Origin of the sequence: Streptomyces sp. UW30, assembly GCF_008042075.1 — a bacterium.
Lineage (GTDB): Bacteria > Actinomycetota > Actinomycetes > Streptomycetales > Streptomycetaceae > Streptomyces.
The window spans coordinates 1-17592 of the sequence record NZ_RDBN01000007.1; the positions used below are offsets into that span (position 1 = coordinate 1).

Consider the following 17592-nt stretch of genomic DNA (forward strand, 5'->3'; position numbering starts at 1 on the left):
CATAATCTCGGTGCGGAATGCGATTGCCCCGGCATCGCCGTTGTCGGCAAGTTGGATGAGTTTGGCGATGATGTCCGCCGTGACCGCCGTCCAGGTTGCGGCGATGCTTGCGCGGATGGCGCCGGAATTGTAGCAGCGCCATGCTTCCTCTGCGAGCGGTCGCGTGTCCGGGTTCCGGACTTGCGCAAGCAAACTTTCCACGTCCGTCACCGGCATCTCCTCGTAGTCGCACCCGAGTGTCCCAGGAAGTGCCCGGCCGAAGTTCGACATCCGTCGACCGATGCATCTGATCGATCGGCACCATGATGGAGGGCCTCGTCAACGCGGGCCCTCCATTTCGTGCGTCACATATCGACTCGGTGTCCGCTGACTTCGACGGCCGGTGCCTCGTGCCCCGGTTCGAGGCGCTGGACCACGACGGGCTCGTCGCGGCAGGTGCGCCCCGCCCTCGACTGCTACAGCCGCACCCTGTATGACCTGATCACGATGGTTGGCGAGCTGGGGAAGCGGAAGGTGGGTGCACCTCGCTGCACGAGCGCCTGGATCCCAGCACGCCCGGCGAGCGGCTGGTGTTCTGCGTCTTCGCTGCTCTGACGAGATCATCCGGGAGCTGATCGTCTCTGGCATCCGCGAGAGTCTGGGCGCGGCCCGCGTCAGCGGCAAGGTCGGAGGCCAGCCCAGTGTCGTCAACGCGGACGCGCTCCCGGGCCGCCCGCGACATGCTGCCCGACCTCGGCCACTTGATCACCAAGCGAAACTGACAGGTTCCCGGATTCTGCTAGAGCAGCCACGAACCCGACGTGGGATGTCTGTTCCGATCGGCAGACTTCAGCGGGTTCGTGGCCGTTCTTCGTAGTGCCCTGGGCTTACTTCGGCAGTGCGGCGAGGTACCGCTTGATGCCGGAGTCGAGGCGGAGCTTGTCCGGAGTGCCGGAGAACTCACGGACAGCCTCCAGAAGTTCACGCTCGGGCCGTCCGGTGATCTTGATGTCGATCAGGTTCAGGAGTCCATCCCATTTCCTCTGGGACAGCGGACGCTGCAGCTGACTCGAGATCTCAGCGTTGGCGAAGGCCCGCAGCGCGAGCGATGCCTGCCCCGGGGAGAAGCGGCTGATTAGATCGAGATAGATGGGGTTGGCGGCGACGGCTTCGCCGTGACCGTTGGTGAGGAACACCGTGACCAAGGTTTTGACGTACTGGCGSACGAGGCTTTCAGGAACCGAACCCTGTTCTCCGACGAGCTCGGCGAGCCGACGGGCCACTCGGGGCTCGTTGTAGAAATTATCCCAGGCGAGATGCACGTTCAGCATCTCTTCGATGGCATCGGACAGCTCCGTGACCTTGATCTCCTGTGGCAGGTAACTGCCGCCCTGGACAAGGTCAATGAGCTGTCGGGCCAGAACGGCCTGCGCCTGGTCAGCGTTGGCCATGAAGCGCCCGAGGCGGGTGCCGGCCACGAATCGAGTGTCGTCGGAGACATAGGGCCAGAGCTTCGGCCACAGGTCACGGATGTTGTCCAGGGTGTGCGGCTCACCACCTACGGTGGTGTAGAGCCCGAAGAGTCCGGTGGCGAGCGTGTCCGCCTGCTCGCCCGGGAGATCCTTGAAGAAGACTGCGGTCTGTGCCAGGTAGTTGGTGTCCAGCCGATCCGCCTGGACGTTGACCAACAGCTTCTTGATCTCCGCAACGACGTTGTTGTGGGGGAGCGTGATCACCTCGCGGATGCACGTCTCCAGCCAGTCGGCGAGCTGAAGGCCCGTCAGCGTCACCTGGTTGGGGTGGGCCGCGCTGGCGTAGTTGCGCATGAACCGGATGTGGTCGACCTGGTGATAGCCGACGTCACTGATGAGCCCGATCTCCCTGGCACCGCTGAGGAGCTTCGCGTCGTCGAGCTTGACCAGGTCCTCGGCCGTCTTCAGCTCCTTGCGACGGCTCTCGCTCTTCTCCGCAACGGCATAGAAGTACGAAAGGTCGTAACCGATCACCCGCTTGCGCAGCTCAATGACCGTCTCGTCCCAGAGGTAGTTGAGCGCCGCGTCGAACAGCCCGACAGAGCCCGCCATGATCATCTTTGCTATGTATGCCGACCGCGCCCGCTGTTCCTCGTCTAGGCCGGACAGGGCATGCTCAGTGCTCTGCAGCAATGCATGCCGCTGGTTGAGGGCGACCAGGACGTCCTCGGTCGGCAGCCCCAGGTCACCGAGACGGCTCAGGATCAGGTCCTGGAAGTCTCGGAGGCCGTCCAGGGCGGCTTGGCGCGGCTCGCGTCGTACGACTTCCCCGGAAGCGCTGGCGGCTGGCAGCGACTCACTCTCTGTCATGCGGCAAAAGGGTAGATCGCCGATCGCGGCGCCGTCTCCGGATTTCGCCTAACCTACCGTGAAACATGCCTGGATGGGATCGATCTCCTTTTCTGGGTGGGCGCTGGCGACGTATCTGGCAGCGGTTGCGGTGCAGATGCCGAGGGCCTCAGAACCCGTCTCTTCAACCCGCTGCACCCGGCAGCGTTGGCCATAGGTTCCTATGGATCTCGGGCGGCGGGACGCTGCGGGCAGGGGCCGGGGCATGTCGCCGACGGAGGGACAAGTCTCGCTCGGAAGGTAGCCGCGCGCCGACAGACAGCTCACCGGACCGTATCTGCGCCAGCATCGCTCTGCCTGCCACCACCTCAGGCTTGCACTGACGGCCGGGAGGACGCTCTGCGACCATCGGCTCCTCCACTCTGGTCGTACCAGTCGGGCCAGGCCTTCAGACGGGTATACCCACGTCAACAAGGGGGCACCTTCGGTGGAGACCCTGCGGCAGGGTGAAAATGCTACCTGTCGTGCTCGCCTATACGACCACGTTCCTGCGGACAGAACTGCACTACTCGCTGAGCGAGACCTTCACCCGATGGCTGCTGACAGCACGTGAGCCCTGCTCACACATCAAGATCACGTGCCGCTGCGACGTCGGCCGGTTGCTACGGCTCACGCTGATGGCCCGGACGCGGCTTCCAGTGGACTTCACCGGCGTCGCCGTCGCAGTTCCACGTTTCCAGGACGTTCGCACGCAGCAGCCTGTCGAAGAGGTCGTCCAGTTGGGCCTGCGACATGCCGCACAGGCGGGTGAGCTGGTCGGCATCGGCCCGCCCGGTGTCGGCTCCCGTGTGCGCGGCCAGCACGAGAGCGGTCAGTTGTATCGCCGGCGGTGCGGCTCGGGCCACGGCCAGCGGGGCCGGGTGCAGCGCCCAGTGCGCGGCTCGTGCCCGGCCCGTCCGGCCGGGCGCCGGCGTGAGGGCGTCGGCATCGAGCAGTTGCGCTTCCACGCCGCCCTGCCTCTTGTTCATGCCCGTCGGCAGGCAGCGCAGCCAGCCGGCGTGTTCCAGTTCCTGCCAGGGCATGGCGTGACCGCCGAGGCGCATTGCGCGCAGGAGCCCGCCCCGCAGGTGCACCTGTCCGTTGCCGTCGGCGCGGAGCGCGCACTGCAGCGCGAGCAGCCGGGCGATCGGAGAGGAGAAGTGGGGCAGGACCGTTGCGAGCTGGGTGAGCGTCTCCCGTACGCGCCGCCGTTGGTCGTGCTCGTGCGGCCGGCTCCCCCGACGTCGGGTACGGGCTGGGCTGGATCTGCAGGACGTCAACGTGTCCGGAACGGCTGCGGCGTGGGGAACTGCTCCCGCGCAGGCGGCGCACATGTCGGCCAGGCGCCAGATTCGGCCGCCGTGCTCGCGCATGAGCACCAGCAGCACGGAACCGGCGCACCCGTGGTGGTGCGGATGCCACCGGCAGCCCCGTTCCCGGCACTGGCAGGTCCGGAAGTGGGGGGCGAGGATGTCGCGGCGGGCATGCGCGGCCAGATGAGCAAGAACCGCTGACCGCGCGGAGGATGCCTCCAGGGGCTGAACCGCTGGCACGCACAGAGGGCAGACGAGCACCGGTCCGCCCGACTGGGGCCGCAGCTCGACCGTCCAGACGCGCCGCACTGCCGCGTGTGTTGTGCAGAGCCTCATCAGGCACGCGCTCCTCCCGCCCATCCGTGCCGATGCCGGCCCGACGCAGGCGGCCGGAAGCGGCTGACGGCCGCACGATAGTGCAGACCTCTGCCCGCCCGTCCGGACGACCGACCGGAAGTAGGGCAGAGGTCTGCACTGACAGAGCAGGGGGCTGCACCGTCGGATTGTCGGGTGACGATCTTCCCGCCCGATCCGAATCTCGACGCGCTGCGCTTGGAGCTTGCGCGTCTGCGGGCGGCTCGAGGTTGGAGCTACGACGAGCTCGCCGCCCGCAGTGGCCTGGCCAGGCGCACTCTCATCGAGATCGAGCAGGGCCGCACTATCGGCACCCTGAAGACGTGGCACGCCCTTGCCCATGCGTTGAGCACGCCAGTCGAGGACCTCTTCGGCTTCCTGTGCCAGGGGCACGATTCACCTGGAACGGACGACGCCTGACGGCCTCTGCCAGGGCCGTCATTCATCACCCGAACCGGTGATCCAGTAGTGAACATGCGAGCGTACGCTCGAACACCCGTTGCCCTTGATGCGGCCGGACGGGGGACCCTTACGGTGCCGATGAGGTCTGCCCGGCGTGTCGTCCGCGATCTTCGAGCACATGCGCTCCACACCTCCACCTTCACGACGGCACTGGGACGCCAGCCCCGTCACCGTCCACGCGCGGCGCTCCCTCCATGTGGCTCCCGACGGTGTCAAGCTCGTGCGCTGCGGCCAGAGCGACCGCTGCCGTGACTGCGGCAACCGGATCGAGTGGTACCACGGCGTCAATCAGCGGCCCGTGCGCCTGCATCCTCATGAACTGCCGGCCGCTGATGTGCCCGACTCCTGCCGCTGGCACGTCAGCTCCGGCGTCGCCCACGCCGCGGGCGACGGCAGCGGCTGGTGCCGTCTGCCGCACTCCGTGCTCTGCCCCACGCGCGACACCCCGCCGGCCCCACCCGAGCTGGCCGGACTGCGCCGCCGTCTGGCCGTTAATACTCGACGCCTGATCGATGCCGGGGCCTTTACTCCCCCCTCCGCACCGCTGGACGTTGAAGCGGCGACGCTGGCCGTATGCCGCCCGGCCCGGCCCGTCGTGCGCCTCCTATACGTCCACTACCTCGCCTCCCGCCCCGTGGACGAGATCCAGTGCGTCGCGCAGACCCGGCTCCGCCACCGCTGCACCAGCGCGCTGCTCACCCCTGCCGCCCCCGCGGGCACCTGGCGCCTGGTGCCGGCAACCGCCGCATCCGGTCAACTGGCCCTGCCCGCTGCGGTGATGGCCGTCTACGACCTCACCCGCCTGCCCTACGCCGAGCAGCTGCGCTGGCGCACCCAACGCTGCCCGCAGCACGCCGCCACCCCCTCGGCCCCGGACCTGACAGTCGCCGACTGGGAGCCCTTCGACCCGCTCGTCCATCACGCACACATCCACACCCGCCTGCCGGACCGCATCCGGCGCCCCGGACCATCACAGGGCGGACAGAAGGCAGACCGGCCGTGACGCCGCATCACGCCATCGAGGTCACCCTGACCCGGCCCGCCACCGCCGCCGAACTCCACCGCGCCCGCCGCGCCGTGCCGCTATCCGTCAACGCGGAGCGCACCCGGCTAATGGCCATGCAGCGGGCCAAGAGTCCCGGCCGCGCGCTGCGCAGGGTGCGCCGCCAGCTCGACGCGCTGCTGCCCGTTGACATCCTGACCACCCACTACCCGGACCATCGAGGCCAGGTCCGGCTCAATGTGGCCTTCAGCCAGGCCGCCCTCACGGCCATCGGCCGAGCCGCGGCCACGCGGGGCCAGCGGCCCCAGGACTTCCTCAGCCAGAGCGTGACCGCAGCCGTTGCCCGGCACGAACAAGAACGCGCCCAGGGCCTGACGTCGCAATTGGGACAGATGCTCGCCCACCACACAGCCGAGGAAGTGCTGGCCTGCACGGCCAGCGCCCTTCTCGGCCACCACGTACCTCCGGGCCAGTAGGGCCTCCGCGGACTCCACGGAGCCGACCGCCGACACGATCCTCATTCCTTCTTCCGCCCCCTCTTCCGTGGAGTACGTGTTGCCCACCCCGACCGACGAACAGACTGAAGCCGCCGACGCCTTCCACGCAGGCCATCACCTCGTCCTCCAAGCAGGCGCCGGAACCGGAAAGACCAGCACGCTGAACCAGCTCGCCGCCGGTACCAAGCGCCACGGCCGCTACCTCGCCTTCAACAAGGACATTGCCCACGACGCCTCATCGCGCTTCCCCCGCACCGTGCTCTGCAAGACCGCCCACGCCACGGCCTATGCCGCCCTCGGCCACCGCTACACCCACCGCCTAAACAGGCCCCGCCAGCCTGCCTGGAAGACCGGCCAGGCCCTCGGCCTCACCCGGGCCATCCGTATCGGCGACCACGAGATCAGCCATCGGACTCTGTCCCACACTTTGCTGCGCACCGTGACTCGCTACTGCTATTCCGCCGACCGCGCCCTGAACCGCCGCCACGTACCGCACCTTCGCGGCCTGAGAACACCGGCCGAGCAAGCCCAACTGGCTTCTGAAATCCTGCCGTTCGCCGTCAAGGCCTGGGCGGACCTTCAAGACCCCGACCAGGGGATCGTCCGCTTCGAACACGACCACTACCTGAAGATGTGGGCCCTGGCCGAACCGAAGATCGAGGCGGACTTTGTCTTCCTTGACGAGGCCCAGGACACCAACCCGGTGCTGGAACAGGTCTTTGCCGCCCAGCGCGACCACGCTCAGCTCGTCATGGTCGGCGACTCCGCTCAGGCTATCTACGGCTGGCGCGGCGCCCACGACGTAATGACCGGCTTCGACGCCACCCCCCTCACCCTGACCCGCTCCTTCCGCTTCGGGCCCCGCCTGGCTGAGCAGGCCAACCGCTGGCTGGAACTGGCCGACGCACCCATCCGCCTGACCGGCACCGACACCATCCCAACCGAAGTCGGCGCCATCGGTCGCCCCGACGCGGTGCTCTGCCGCACCAACATCGGCGCCATAGGGGAAGTCATGAAACTGCTTGCCGCAGGCCACAGCGTCGCCCTGACCCGCGGCGGACACGCTCTGTCCTCGTTGGCACTCGCCGCACGTGACCTCAAGGAAGGCCGCCGCACCAGCCACCCGGAACTAGTCCTGTTCACGTCCTGGGGTGAACTGCAGGACTACGCCACCTATGATCCCGCCGGACGCGACCTCCAGCCCTTCGTCGACCTCGTCGACACACACGGACCCGACGCCWTCCTTGCCGCCGTCGACGAACTCACCGACGAGAAGCACGCCGACGTCACCGTCTCCACAGCCCACAAGGCCAAGGGCCGCGAATGGCCTACCGTCAAGATCGCCGATGACTTCCCTCCGCCCAAGGACACCAACCAGCATGACGCCCAAGGCCGCCCGATTCCGGAACCGGTCAACGACATGGACGCCCGCCTTGCCTACGTCGCCGTGACTCGGGCTCGTTATCAGCTCGACCTCGGCGGCCTGTCCTGGATTGGCATGTACCCCACGGCACCAAGCGGGAACGAGCCCCGCGCCTCAGACAAGCCATCCTGAAGGCCTGACCCGGATCGACCAGCACCCCGACAACCCCAGGAGGATGCGGACCCCATGGCATGCCCCCGTCGCGGCCGCGTAGAGATGTGCTCCCTCAGGGGACGATGGACAGGCTGCGCGTCGCAGTAGCCGAAGCGTGCCGGCCCTCGCCTTCGAAGGTCGTGAGGGTGAGCCCGAACATCAGTCGGTTCATCTCTTCACTGGTGAGCCCGAGCTCGGCCGCGACGGACCAGGGGCGAACATGCTTCGAACGCAGCGCGGCGAAGACCTTCGTCAACACCTGCGACGTTTCGCGCTGGCTCATGCCCTGCGGCTCGCCGGACCGGTACCCCAACCTGCTCAGCTCGGCGCAGGTGGACCGATACTGCCAGTCAGAGAGAAGATTCAGGTCGTGCATGCGGTAGGTCAGGGCCATCGCGGAGACGTTCCAGATCTGCTTGCCGCGAAGGATCTGATCGACGTGCGCGCCTGACGGCATGTGCCCCAGAACGCTCGCTCGAGGCATCAGGAACGCTGAAGCAAAGTCGTTCGCTTGTCGTTCGGCCTCGGGTCCTGAGCAGGCGTGCTCGCTACCGTGCATGACGAGGTGGCCCAGTTCGTGTGCCGCGTCGAAGCGCCCGCGCTCGGCCGATTTGAGCGTGTTGAGGAATACGAACGGAACGCCGTCGCGCCACACCGCGAACGCGTCGACCTCGGCGTGGTCGGGATCGAGTGAGAACACCCGAACTCCGTGCGCTTCCAGAAGGTGCACCATATTGGGCGCTGGTGCTTCCCCCAGACCCCAGCGAGTGCGGACCATACCGGCGGCTGTTTCCGGGTCAGGTTTGCCCAGTGAAGGCACATTCACTGCTGGCAGACGGAACCTCTCGTCGATCCACTCGTACAGCATCGCGCCCAGTGTGCCAGCGGCTCGCGCGGCTTCGAGGACTCTGGCCGACGTCTTGCTGCGCGCCCTCCATGAGATGCCTTCGGCGGGGAGCTCGTCCAGCTCAGGACCTTCGAAGAAGGCGGCAGGGAAGTCGAGTGCTGAGGCGATCTTGGCGAGGGTGTCGGGACGGGGTGCGGTGCGACCCGTCTCGTAGTTTGACAGGCTCTGCAATGACACCTCGGCTCGGTCCGACAGCTCGGCAAGGGTGAGGCCCCTGCGCTTGCGGGCCAGTGCGATGCGGGACGGGGTCACCATGTGGGGCTGCCTCAGTTATTGGTGGTGCAGGGTGGGGCGACAGGCTTCGCTGCCCCACCAACGGGCCTCAGCGGAAATCGACGGCGATGTCGATCTCCTCAGGCCCATCATCGTTCGTAAGTTCGATTCCGTCCATCACCAGGGCAGGAAGCGGAATCCGCTTACCCCATTCGATCACGAAGCCGTCCTGGAAGCGCTTTGGCTGCGATAGCTCGCAGTCGATCCGCACCGTGTCACCGATCGTCGTACGGTGCGACAGCAGGAACCACGTCTTCAGGGCGAAGGCCTCTTCTTCGCTCAACGCAACCCCGTCAGGGCCGAAGCCGGCTGCGAACAGAGCTGTCTGTACGGACGAGGTGGCGTCGCCGGCGTTGGCGCGAGTGACCATTTCGGTGGCAGCTCCGCGTCGGCGTGCGTTCTTCGGGAACAGGCTTGCCTGCCCCGTGGCGGCGTCGCCGACCATCACGCCCATCGCGACCGATCGCTCCGGGTTGCAGACAAGTTCGAGCCGACCGTGTACGAGACGGATCCACTTCTCCTTCTCGATGTGCAACTCGCGGATGGTCCGCACGTGTGCCTCATAGGCCCGTCGGCCCGCCGTTCCCGTTGGATCGTTGCGAACAGCGGTGCGCCTTGCGGCTTCGCCCGCGCGTAGTACGTCGTGCAGGAACTCAAGCCTGGTCCCCACGCCACCCAACTGGGCCCGTACCTCATCGGGTTCAGGGGAGGACTTCACAAGGGACAGGGGCAAGGGAACCTCCGGACGTCGGCAGTAGACTTATAAATACTCTACCTCAAATGAGGGGCAAGTTTTATAAGGATTGCCGACGTTCACGACTCCTCTGCAGGCCGGGAGCCGGGCCAGAGGTGAGAAGTGCTCGTGATCGCGGACGGTCCGTCGCAGAGAGCGGCCCTCGGCAAGTAGGCCTGCCCGCAGCTCTCTTACTGCCGGATGCCTCGACCAGATGAAGCAAACCGCCGGGGTAGAGGGACGGGCCCTTCAGCAGCCCTGAAGGGCCCGTCCTGGTGCTCATGACTGGTCAGATCTGCAGGATCAGCGCCTCCACCTGCCCGAGCGTGGTCACGCTGGCCTGTGCGGCCTCCCGGGCTTTCGTCAGCTTCTCCATCCACTCGATCCGCTGCTCGGGCGGCAGTGTTTCCTCGCCGAGCTGGGCGCGCRGTCGGCGTGCTTCCTCGAAGTCCGTCATCAGAGTGTGGGCGGAGTCGACCGCGCGCTGGTAGCTGTCCCCGACCAGTTGGACTCGGGCGGGCAGTTCCCGACGCAAAGTGCTCAGCCGCTCCCGGGGGTCGGGCGGCGCCTCTCCGTGAGATGTGGTGCTGCTGGCCGGATCGCTCTCGGGGACCGGGATACCGGTGACTGCACCGCTGCTGCCAGCGGGATTCTGTACCGGGCGGCCGAGTTCCACCGGGAACGTCTCGTCGAACCAGTCCTTGTCGGCGACATACACAGTCGSCCGGCCCTCAGTGTCCGGGACGATCACCATCCCGGCGGTGATCGCGGTCCGCTCCTCCTCGCCCCGGTGGCGCTCGCCGTAACAGGCCAAACGACCGCCGTCTTCTGCGACGGGGGGCTGTGTGGCGTCCGGGTGCTCCAGGACAGACTTTGCGAACGTGAGGAGGAGGGCCCGGCTGATGGCCGGGCTTTTCGAGCTGTACGCCAGCGTCAGGGAAGCCAGGGAGCTGCTGGGGGTCCGGCGTACCCCTTTACGGCTCTCACCGGCTTCGCTTCCCTGGCCTGGCGTGATGAAAGGCTCCGGGGCGTGCATGAGCGCCGGCGCCATCCGCTGGACCAGAGCAGCCCACGCTGTCGCATCACCGGCCTCCGCTCCCAGGAGCAGTTCCTTGAGCGACCTGGGGTCCTGTCCGGATCCCTCCTTGGTCTCCGCAACACCGAACAGTCCCAGCGCCGAAAGGATGTTGCCGCGGTGCAGGAACAGCTGGGCGACCGCAGCCGACCACAGACGCGTGCGGGCTCCAGCGGTCTTCGCGGTGACCTGGCTCCACGCCGACTCCTGGAGCGTTCCCTTCACGACCGGCCAGTACCGCCCTGTGTCGCGAATGGTGCGCTTGCCCGTCCCCTGCCCAGCATCCGGGGGAATCTCCGGGAACACGAGCGCGGTGATTGCCCGCACGGCGATATCGCGCAGGACGACCGGAGAAGCCTCCTCGCCCGCGGGGACGAGCGGCTCCAGCGGGTCGAGCGGGCCGTTGGCAGTCAGAGCATCGCGCACTCCCAGCAGATCAAGGAGATCCGCCCCCCGCGCACTGGGGAACGCTTCAGCGAGTGCGGCTTCGAGAAGTGACTGCTTGGCATAGGAGTCGACGAGCGTCGCGAACAGCGCGACCAGGCGGGCGTCCTCGTCGTAGGGCTGGATGCCGCGCAGGTGATCGTTGACGTTCAGCGCCCGCAGGACATGTTCCAGCGCCGCTGGCTTGTTGCAGCCGATGACGATCTCCGTAGACACCGTGGCGATCTTCCCTGCCCGGACCGAGGGGTCCTCCGGACTCGTCTCCGGCTTGGCGCCGACCTCGTTGAGCCGGGTGGAGATCCGGTTCAGGACCTCCCGCAGACTGAGCAGCCTCAGCGCGGGGTCACTCTTCTCCTTCGGCAGAGACAGGAGGGACTGAGGCATCCCCGTGACCAGGTGCTCCGGGCGCACACCGAAGATCTCGAGGCGCGCGAGCGCCCTGTTGTTGGCGGTCACGGCGGCCATGCGCCAGATCCGGGACACCGTGCCATCAGGGTTGATGACCTGCCACTGCTGAAGGACGTTCATGCCCTTGGAGAGTTGGCCGGCGTCCACGAGGGACTCGACCAGGTCGTAGCCGCGGGTCTTCCCGGCGCGCTGCAGACTGTCGGCAGCGTACCGCTGCACGTGAACGGCCACCTCGTACGGCTGCTCGGCGAGTGTGAGCGCCGCCTTCGGCTCGCCGCCCTCTTCCGCCGAACGGACCACCGGCCGCGGGCGCCGGTTGCCCAGAGCGGCAAGAAGGGCCTGCCGCTCCTTTTCGAGCTCCTTGACGCGCCGTACGGCGTCCAGCTGCTTCTGCGTGGCTGCCGCGAGAGCTTCAGCGGAGTACGTCTCATCGCCGGGCGCGCGGCGACGGGCCTCCCGCTCCTTCTCGGCGCTCTTCGCAGCCTTCTCAGCTTCCCGTAGCGTGATCTCGGCGGCGACGAGGTCCTTAACGCGCTGCGTGGCCTCCGGGCTCGGCGGCGTCCAGCAGCCGACGGTACGGTCATTGAGATCCCACGGGGCGACCGCGGCGCCGTGCACGTCGCACATCAGCAGGAGAACCTTGTCGGYGCCGGCCTGCACTACCCGGTAGGCGGTGGGCTTGAGCACCTTCCTGCCGCGCAGCGACGCCACGAGGTTCTTGATCTCGGTGTCCGGGAGAGCGGAGGCGAGACCCTCGACGATCGCCTGGCGGGGAGGCGGGACGACCTCCTGGTCCTCGCACGTGTTCTCGATGGCGTCCGCCAGACGCTGAGCCCAGGTGTCGGTGCTGATGTACGGGTAGATGCCTTCAGGTCGTTTCGCGACCATGGTGTCTTCCTTCCACCCGGGCGTGCCGGGCGAATGCAGACGCTCCCGTACCTCGGGAGCGTGACACGCGCCCGAGCGCCGAAGCCTCGTGCCAGCGAGGTGTAGGCCGACACCCGTGATGGGTCTCGGCGGTCCCCGCCCCGTACGGTCCGACTGCCAACGTCCGAAGAGGATCAGCCCGAACAGTGCTTCGTGTGGCACCCGGGCGTCTCGCGGCTTGCTCCTGCTCCGCCGTCGGCGGCATAAGGCGGACGCCGGTGATGGGCCACCGACGTGCGTCACAGAATTTGCCACGGCTGTTGAGGCAGGAGCGATCCGTCATGACGGGTTACATCCGATCGAGTGGCGAGCTCTCTAACAGGCACCCACTGCAAGCGAGTTGGGGTAGGGGGCGGCCAACGGGGCCGTTACGGCGATCGAGACCCTGACCGACACGCTCGCCGGGATCGGCTCAGGGGTCGCCGATGATCGGAAAGAATCGGCCTAGGGACCGGCGCCCTGCACGTTCACGCCACAGCGACGGCGCCTGTGCGAGTGGTCTCCCCGCCCTCACGCTCAAGCGGTTGCACTCGCTGAGGGTTACGTCCGGGAACACATGGTCGGGGTCGCGTTCGTGCAGAGTCTTGAGCATGCCAGGTGCCTGATCGACCAGAAGCCGGACCCACCCTCCGCGCTGCCCTTGCGCCGTGTGTCAGCCGCTTATCGGTTTTCAAGGCTGTCTGCTGTCCGCGGTTGCCCCGCCCTTGGCTATTCGCTACATGGCCTGCTCTAGCGGACCCGCATCCCTAGATAACGATGACGGGACTCTGCCGACGACGCTGCCCGTCACCGCCGGGCCTGAACCGTGCAGGTCCGCAGAGCGTCCATACCGGCACCCGAAACTCACCCGTGGAGCCACCACATCATGAGCACATTCTCGCTTTCCTGGCAGCCCTGCGGGCACGGCGCGGACCCGGCCGGCGACCCGGTCGGCTGCCGCGGTGTTCACGTCCGCGGCCATACCGTATGCCTGGCCCACCTCACCGACAGCGAGCGCACCGCGTACCTGACCGGTCTCGCCCCCGGCGCCGACATAGACCACAGCGGCACCCCCTTCACTCAAGATCTGCTGGAGGCCCTCCTCAACGCTCTCCACGACCCCTCCACCGGCAAACCCCACCTCGGCCGCTCCCTGTTTATCGAGGCGCAGTTCTTCGGCGACGCCCGCTTCATCGGGGCGCAGTTCTCCGGCGACGCCTGGTTCATCGGGGCGCAGTTCTTCGGTGACGCCCGCTTCAGCAATACGCAGTTCTCCGGCGACGCCCGGTTCGTCGAGGCGCAGTTCTCCGCCAGGGCCATGTTCGTCGGGGCGCAGTTCTCCAGCGATGTCAGGTTCTACGAGGCACAGTTCTCCGCGATCGCCGTGTTCGTCGACGCACAGTTCTCCCGCGACGCCATATTCCACAGGGCACAGTTCTCCGGCGACGCCAAGTTCGACAGGGCGCAGTTTGAGAGTGTGCCGGAACTGGGGCCATTGGTGTGCGCGGGGCAAGTGGTGTTGTCAGGGGCGGTGTTTGTGCTGCCGCTGACGTTGGAAATAGCCGCAAGGGAGGTGGTGTGTGAGCGGACGCGGTGGGAGTCGACAGCCACCGTGCGGGTGCGGTACGCGGCGGTGGACCTCAGCCACGCGGTCCTAACCGCCCCCGCAGCGGTCATCACCCACCCCGCCCCCTTCACCTTCGCCGGCAGCGCTGTGAGGGAGGACCTGCTGACAGGCTCCGGCTTGCGGCCTCGCAGCGGCGACCGGGTGCGCATTGTCTCGGTGCAAGGCGTAGATGCCGCGCATCTGGTGCTGACCGACACCGACCTCAGCGACTGCCTGTTCTCCGGGGCCTTCCACCTCGACCAAATCCGTCTGGAAGGCCGCACCACCTTCGCCCCCGCCCCCACCGGCCGGCACCGCCGCGGCATCTGGCCGGTGAACTTCACCCGCCGCCGTGTCCTCGCGGAGGAACACCACTGGCGCGCCCGCACCGCCGGCCAGCCCGCCCTTTCCCCGGGCGAGGACCCCGACCCCAACCGGTGGCGCCCGATACCACATCACACCGACCCCGCCCGCATCCCCGACCCGGAAAGCGTGGCAACCCTGTACCGGCAGCTGCGCAAAGCGTTCGAGGACGGCAAGAACGAACCCGGCGCCGCCGACTTCTACTACGGCGAATGCGAGATGCGCCGCCACGACCTGACCGGCACCCCGAAGTACGAACGCCGCCTGCTGCGCGGCTACTGGCTGCTGTCCGGCTACGGCCTACGCGCCCTTCGCGCCTTCATCTCGCTGCTGGCGAAGGTGAAGGGGGCGGGGTGGGTGATGACGAGCACACCCAGCAGTCGTTCGCCAAACCCCTCCGACCGGTCCACCCCGATCCTGTCCGGCTTGCGCCCACCGTCCGTCATCGCTGTTCCGCGGTCTTGACGTCATAGCCGCCTGAGGCGAGGAAGGCGTCCACCACGCCGGGTTCCAGGTGACGCGCCAGGTTGGAGGCGGCGATCGCGCCCGGGTGGACGGCGTTCGCGGTGATGCCGTCGGTCTGCCAGCGACGCGTCGCCTCGACGGCGAAGAGGACGTTGGCGGTCTTCGATTCTCCGTAGGCGAGCCACGGATCGTACGGGCGCCAGGTGAAGTTCACGTCATCGAACACGACCGGTGCGCGCAGATGCGCCTCGGAGCTGAGCGACACGATCCGTGCGGTGCCGGCTGCCGCGAGAGACGGGTGGAGGCCGAGCGCGAGGGCGAAGTGGCCGAGGTGGTTGGTCGCGAACTGGATCTCCCATCCCTGGGGCGTCCGCACCGGATCAGGCAGACCCATGACGCCCGCGTTGTTGATCAGCAGATGCAGCGGACCGGACCACTCGGCCGCGAAGGCGGCAACCGAGCGTTGATCGGAGAGGTCCAGTCGTCCGACCCGTACGGCTTGGTTGCCGGTCGTCGTCGCGATCTCCGTCGCGATGCGCCTGCCCGCGTCAAGGTCCCGTACCGCGAGTGTCACCTCGGCGCCCGCACCGGCCAGTGCTCGGGCGGTCTCGATCCCGATGCCGGCCGAGGCGCCGGTCACGATCGCCCGCTTGCCCGTGAGGTCGATGCCCTTGGCCACCTCGGCGGCAGTCGAGTCGAATCCGAACGCCGAGCGGATGGGGGAATTGGTGTCGGTATCAGTCATGCACCGAATGTCGGCCGACGGGCGACTCCCGACAAGAGACCTGATGAGGCTGGTAGTGGCAGGGCCACCATGCCCGGCGCAGGGTGGGCGTAGCGTCGTTGTGTGACCTCAGAGAACCTGATCGGCGAGTACCTCCGGGCCCGCCGCGAACTGGTCCGGCCCGAGGATGTCGGGCTGCCCGGTTCCGGCAGCCGCCGCCGGGTCGCAGGACTGCGGCGCTCCGAAGTGGCCGTCCTGGCCGGCGTCAGCACCGACTACTACGTGCGGCTCGAGCAGGGCCGCGATCAGCATCCCTCCGAGCAGGTGATCGAGGCGCTGGCCCGCGCCCTGCAGCTGGACGACGACGCCACGGCACATCTGCGCGGCCTCGCCAGTCCGTCGGCTCGCCGGCGTCGCCGGGCACCCCGCGCGGAGCGGGTTCCCGCCGGCGTACTGCAGATGATCCGGTGCTGGAGCGAGACGCCCGCCGTCGTGGAGGGCCGCTACACCGACGTACTGGCCGCGAATTCCCTCGCGACAGCGCTGGCCCCGTACTACGCGGTGGGTACCAATCTCGTCCGTGCGACCTTCCTCGATCCGCGTGTGGAAGCCATGTACGAAGACTGGGACGACATCACCCACAGCGCTGTCGCTGCCCTGCGCTCGTTGACCGGCCCCGACGTCGACGACCCCCGCCTCAATGAACTCGTCGGCGAACTCTCCGTCCGCAGCGACCGCTTCCGTCACCTCTGGGCCCGGCACGACGCCGCCCCCAGGCGCAGCAGCAGCACCCCGATCAACCACCCCCAGGTCGGCCGGCTCGAACTCAGCTACGAAAAGCTCCCCATCGCGGACACCGACCGAATGATCCTCTGCGTCTACCACGCCGCCCCCGGCAGCGAATCCGCCGAAAAACTGGCCCTCCTCGGCAGCCTCACCGCGACCAACGAGCCCCGCTCTCCCGACCGCCTCCAACGCTAGCCTTCCACTGGAACCGGCTGGGCCACCCACCAGCAGGCCGGCTGGACGCGCGAGGCCGAGAGACCGTCCTGGGGATCTGACACGGACGGCGACTCATGTCCTGCGAACCTGTGGCTGCCCTGCTCGCCCTCGGCGGGCTGGTCGGCCTGCCGCGCACATCCCCGCCGTGGGTCGCCGAGGCACGCGCCGTCAGCCGTGCCCCTGCCCCTGCCGCTGCCGCTGCCGCTGACAGTCAGGGGCGTTCATAGAGCTGGAGAACCCCGCCGAGCGAGAAGCATGACGCGCCGATGAGCGTCGTCCAGTTCGCGATGTCCTCGTTGATCAGGCTCCCCGTCGAGGGGCGCGTGAAGGCGGCGAGGGCCGAGACCATGAAGAGGGCGGAGCCGAGCTGGTTCACGGCGACGATCCACCAGCCGAGGCTGCGGCGGCGGACGCAGAGCCGGCCGTGGCAGATCTCGGCGAACGAGAGGTGGCCGGAGATCAGGAAGAGCGCGCAGCCGATGATGTCCGGGGCCCAGATCAGCCGGTTGGTCTGCTGGACGCTCAGGCCCTGGAGGAAGGAGTCCAGCAGGTCTACGGCGAACACCAGGGTGCCGGCGAAGAGGACGAACACGCTCAGCCAGTCCACCCGCGACGGCTCGTAACTCCACCAGCGCCAGCCGTGGGTGACGAGTCGGCCCTCGCCGCCGGGTACATGGCGGGGAGCGTTGACGACCTGGAGCAGTGAGACGTAGCCGCCGGTGTTGAAGAACAGGCCGCCGGCGAAGTAGATCGAGGCGCACGTGGTGGCGTCGCCGGAGCCCAGCTGGGCGACACCCGCGCCTGCCGCGAAGAGGGCTCCGCCGATGATGAAGGCGGTCGCGGCGGTGGCATTGAGCCTGCGCAGGCGGCGCAGGCCGACCTCGTCGGCGCTCGTGTGACGGCTGGTGGTCCCGCCCTCCGGGCGGACGGCGATGAGTCCGCGCCGGCGGGCGAGCCTTGAGTCCCACACGGCGGTGCCGCCGCCGGGAAGGTGCCAGGTGAGCCGGGTGGTGAACGGTCCTGCGCCCTCGGCGCGTTGCTCGGGTTGTCCCACGGGCCGAGAGTAGGTGGCCTGCCGGGCCGTCACGCGAAGCGAAACGCCCGGCAGGCCACCTACTCTCGGCCCGTGGGACAACCCGAGC

13 protein-coding genes and 1 pseudogene are annotated in these 17592 nt (G+C 67.9%); 6 read left to right on the forward strand and 8 right to left on the reverse strand.

Going from position 1 to position 17592, the window contains the following annotated elements; all coding sequences use genetic code 11:
• The 3 genes and pseudogenes from EAO75_RS07915 to EAO75_RS07925 form a co-directional block, all read right to left on the reverse strand.
• Positions 1–216 (reverse strand): annotated as a pseudogene (locus tag EAO75_RS07915) (hypothetical protein); the annotation flags it as partial.
• 650 nt (positions 217–866) lie between these two features.
• Positions 867–2321 carry a hypothetical protein gene (locus tag EAO75_RS07920; RefSeq protein ID WP_222723921.1) on the reverse strand — a complete coding sequence of 485 codons (1455 nt, stop codon included), beginning with the start codon at positions 2319–2321 and terminating at the stop codon, positions 867–869.
• A gap of 641 nt (positions 2322–2962) precedes the next feature.
• Positions 2963–3727 carry a hypothetical protein gene (locus EAO75_RS07925; RefSeq protein ID WP_261989193.1) on the reverse strand — a complete coding sequence of 255 codons (765 nt, stop codon included), beginning with the start codon at positions 3725–3727 and terminating at the stop codon, positions 2963–2965.
• A gap of 435 nt (positions 3728–4162) precedes the next feature.
• On the opposite strand from EAO75_RS07925, the gene EAO75_RS07930 reads away from it, so the two are divergent.
• The 4 genes from EAO75_RS07930 (at position 4163) to EAO75_RS07945 (ending at position 7523) form a co-directional block, all read left to right on the forward strand.
• A complete protein-coding gene (locus EAO75_RS07930; protein ID WP_147994340.1) occupies positions 4163–4426 on the forward strand; it encodes a helix-turn-helix transcriptional regulator in 264 nt (87 codons plus the stop codon).
• A gap of 136 nt (positions 4427–4562) precedes the next feature.
• Positions 4563–5471, forward strand: coding sequence for a DUF6083 domain-containing protein (locus EAO75_RS07935; RefSeq protein ID WP_315986993.1), 909 nt, complete (start codon positions 4563–4565; stop codon positions 5469–5471).
• Complete coding sequence (locus tag EAO75_RS07940; RefSeq protein ID WP_147994341.1) at positions 5468–5947, forward strand: hypothetical protein; 480 nt, start codon at positions 5468–5470, stop codon at positions 5945–5947. Before EAO75_RS07935 ends, EAO75_RS07940 begins: the two co-directional genes overlap by 4 nt.
• A 79-nt stretch (positions 5948–6026) precedes the next feature.
• Positions 6027–7523 carry a UvrD-helicase domain-containing protein gene (locus EAO75_RS07945; protein ID WP_147994342.1) on the forward strand — a complete coding sequence of 499 codons (1497 nt, stop codon included), beginning with the start codon at positions 6027–6029 and terminating at the stop codon, positions 7521–7523.
• A 94-nt stretch (positions 7524–7617) separates the two neighbouring features.
• On the opposite strand, the gene EAO75_RS07950 is transcribed toward EAO75_RS07945, so the two are convergent.
• The 3 genes from EAO75_RS07950 to EAO75_RS07960 all read right to left on the reverse strand — a co-directional run bounded on the left by EAO75_RS07950 (position 7618) and on the right by EAO75_RS07960 (position 12566).
• The gene (locus EAO75_RS07950; protein WP_147994343.1) at positions 7618–8706 is read right to left on the reverse strand and encodes a helix-turn-helix domain-containing protein; all 1089 of its coding nucleotides are present in this window, start codon (positions 8704–8706) and stop codon (positions 7618–7620) included.
• Positions 8707–8773: 67 nt separating this feature from the next.
• A complete protein-coding gene (locus EAO75_RS07955; RefSeq protein WP_261989194.1) occupies positions 8774–9277 on the reverse strand; it encodes a hypothetical protein in 504 nt (167 codons plus the stop codon).
• 469 nt (positions 9278–9746) lie between these two features.
• On the reverse strand, positions 9747–12566 hold the full coding sequence (locus EAO75_RS07960) for a hypothetical protein (RefSeq protein WP_222723922.1): 2820 nt from the start codon (positions 12564–12566) through the stop codon (positions 9747–9749).
• A gap of 610 nt (positions 12567–13176) precedes the next feature.
• On the opposite strand from EAO75_RS07960, the gene EAO75_RS07965 reads away from it, so the two are divergent.
• A complete protein-coding gene (locus EAO75_RS07965; protein WP_147994345.1) occupies positions 13177–14724 on the forward strand; it encodes a pentapeptide repeat-containing protein in 1548 nt (515 codons plus the stop codon).
• On the opposite strand, the gene EAO75_RS07970 is transcribed toward EAO75_RS07965, so the two are convergent.
• A complete protein-coding gene (locus EAO75_RS07970) occupies positions 14702–15469 on the reverse strand; it encodes an SDR family NAD(P)-dependent oxidoreductase (RefSeq protein WP_147994346.1) in 768 nt (255 codons plus the stop codon). The genes EAO75_RS07965 and EAO75_RS07970 overlap by 23 nt on opposite strands.
• Before the next feature lie 102 nt (positions 15470–15571).
• Between EAO75_RS07970 and EAO75_RS07975 the strand changes: the two genes are divergently transcribed.
• Positions 15572–16429 carry a helix-turn-helix transcriptional regulator gene (locus tag EAO75_RS07975; RefSeq protein ID WP_147994347.1) on the forward strand — a complete coding sequence of 286 codons (858 nt, stop codon included), beginning with the start codon at positions 15572–15574 and terminating at the stop codon, positions 16427–16429.
• Positions 16430–16661: 232 nt separating this feature from the next.
• Here EAO75_RS07975 and EAO75_RS07980 read toward each other — a convergent pair whose 3' ends face one another.
• Positions 16662–17504 (reverse strand): hypothetical protein, encoded by an 843-nt coding sequence (locus tag EAO75_RS07980; protein WP_147994348.1) that lies wholly within the window; start codon positions 17502–17504, stop codon positions 16662–16664.
• Positions 17505–17592: the final 88 nt, after the last annotated feature.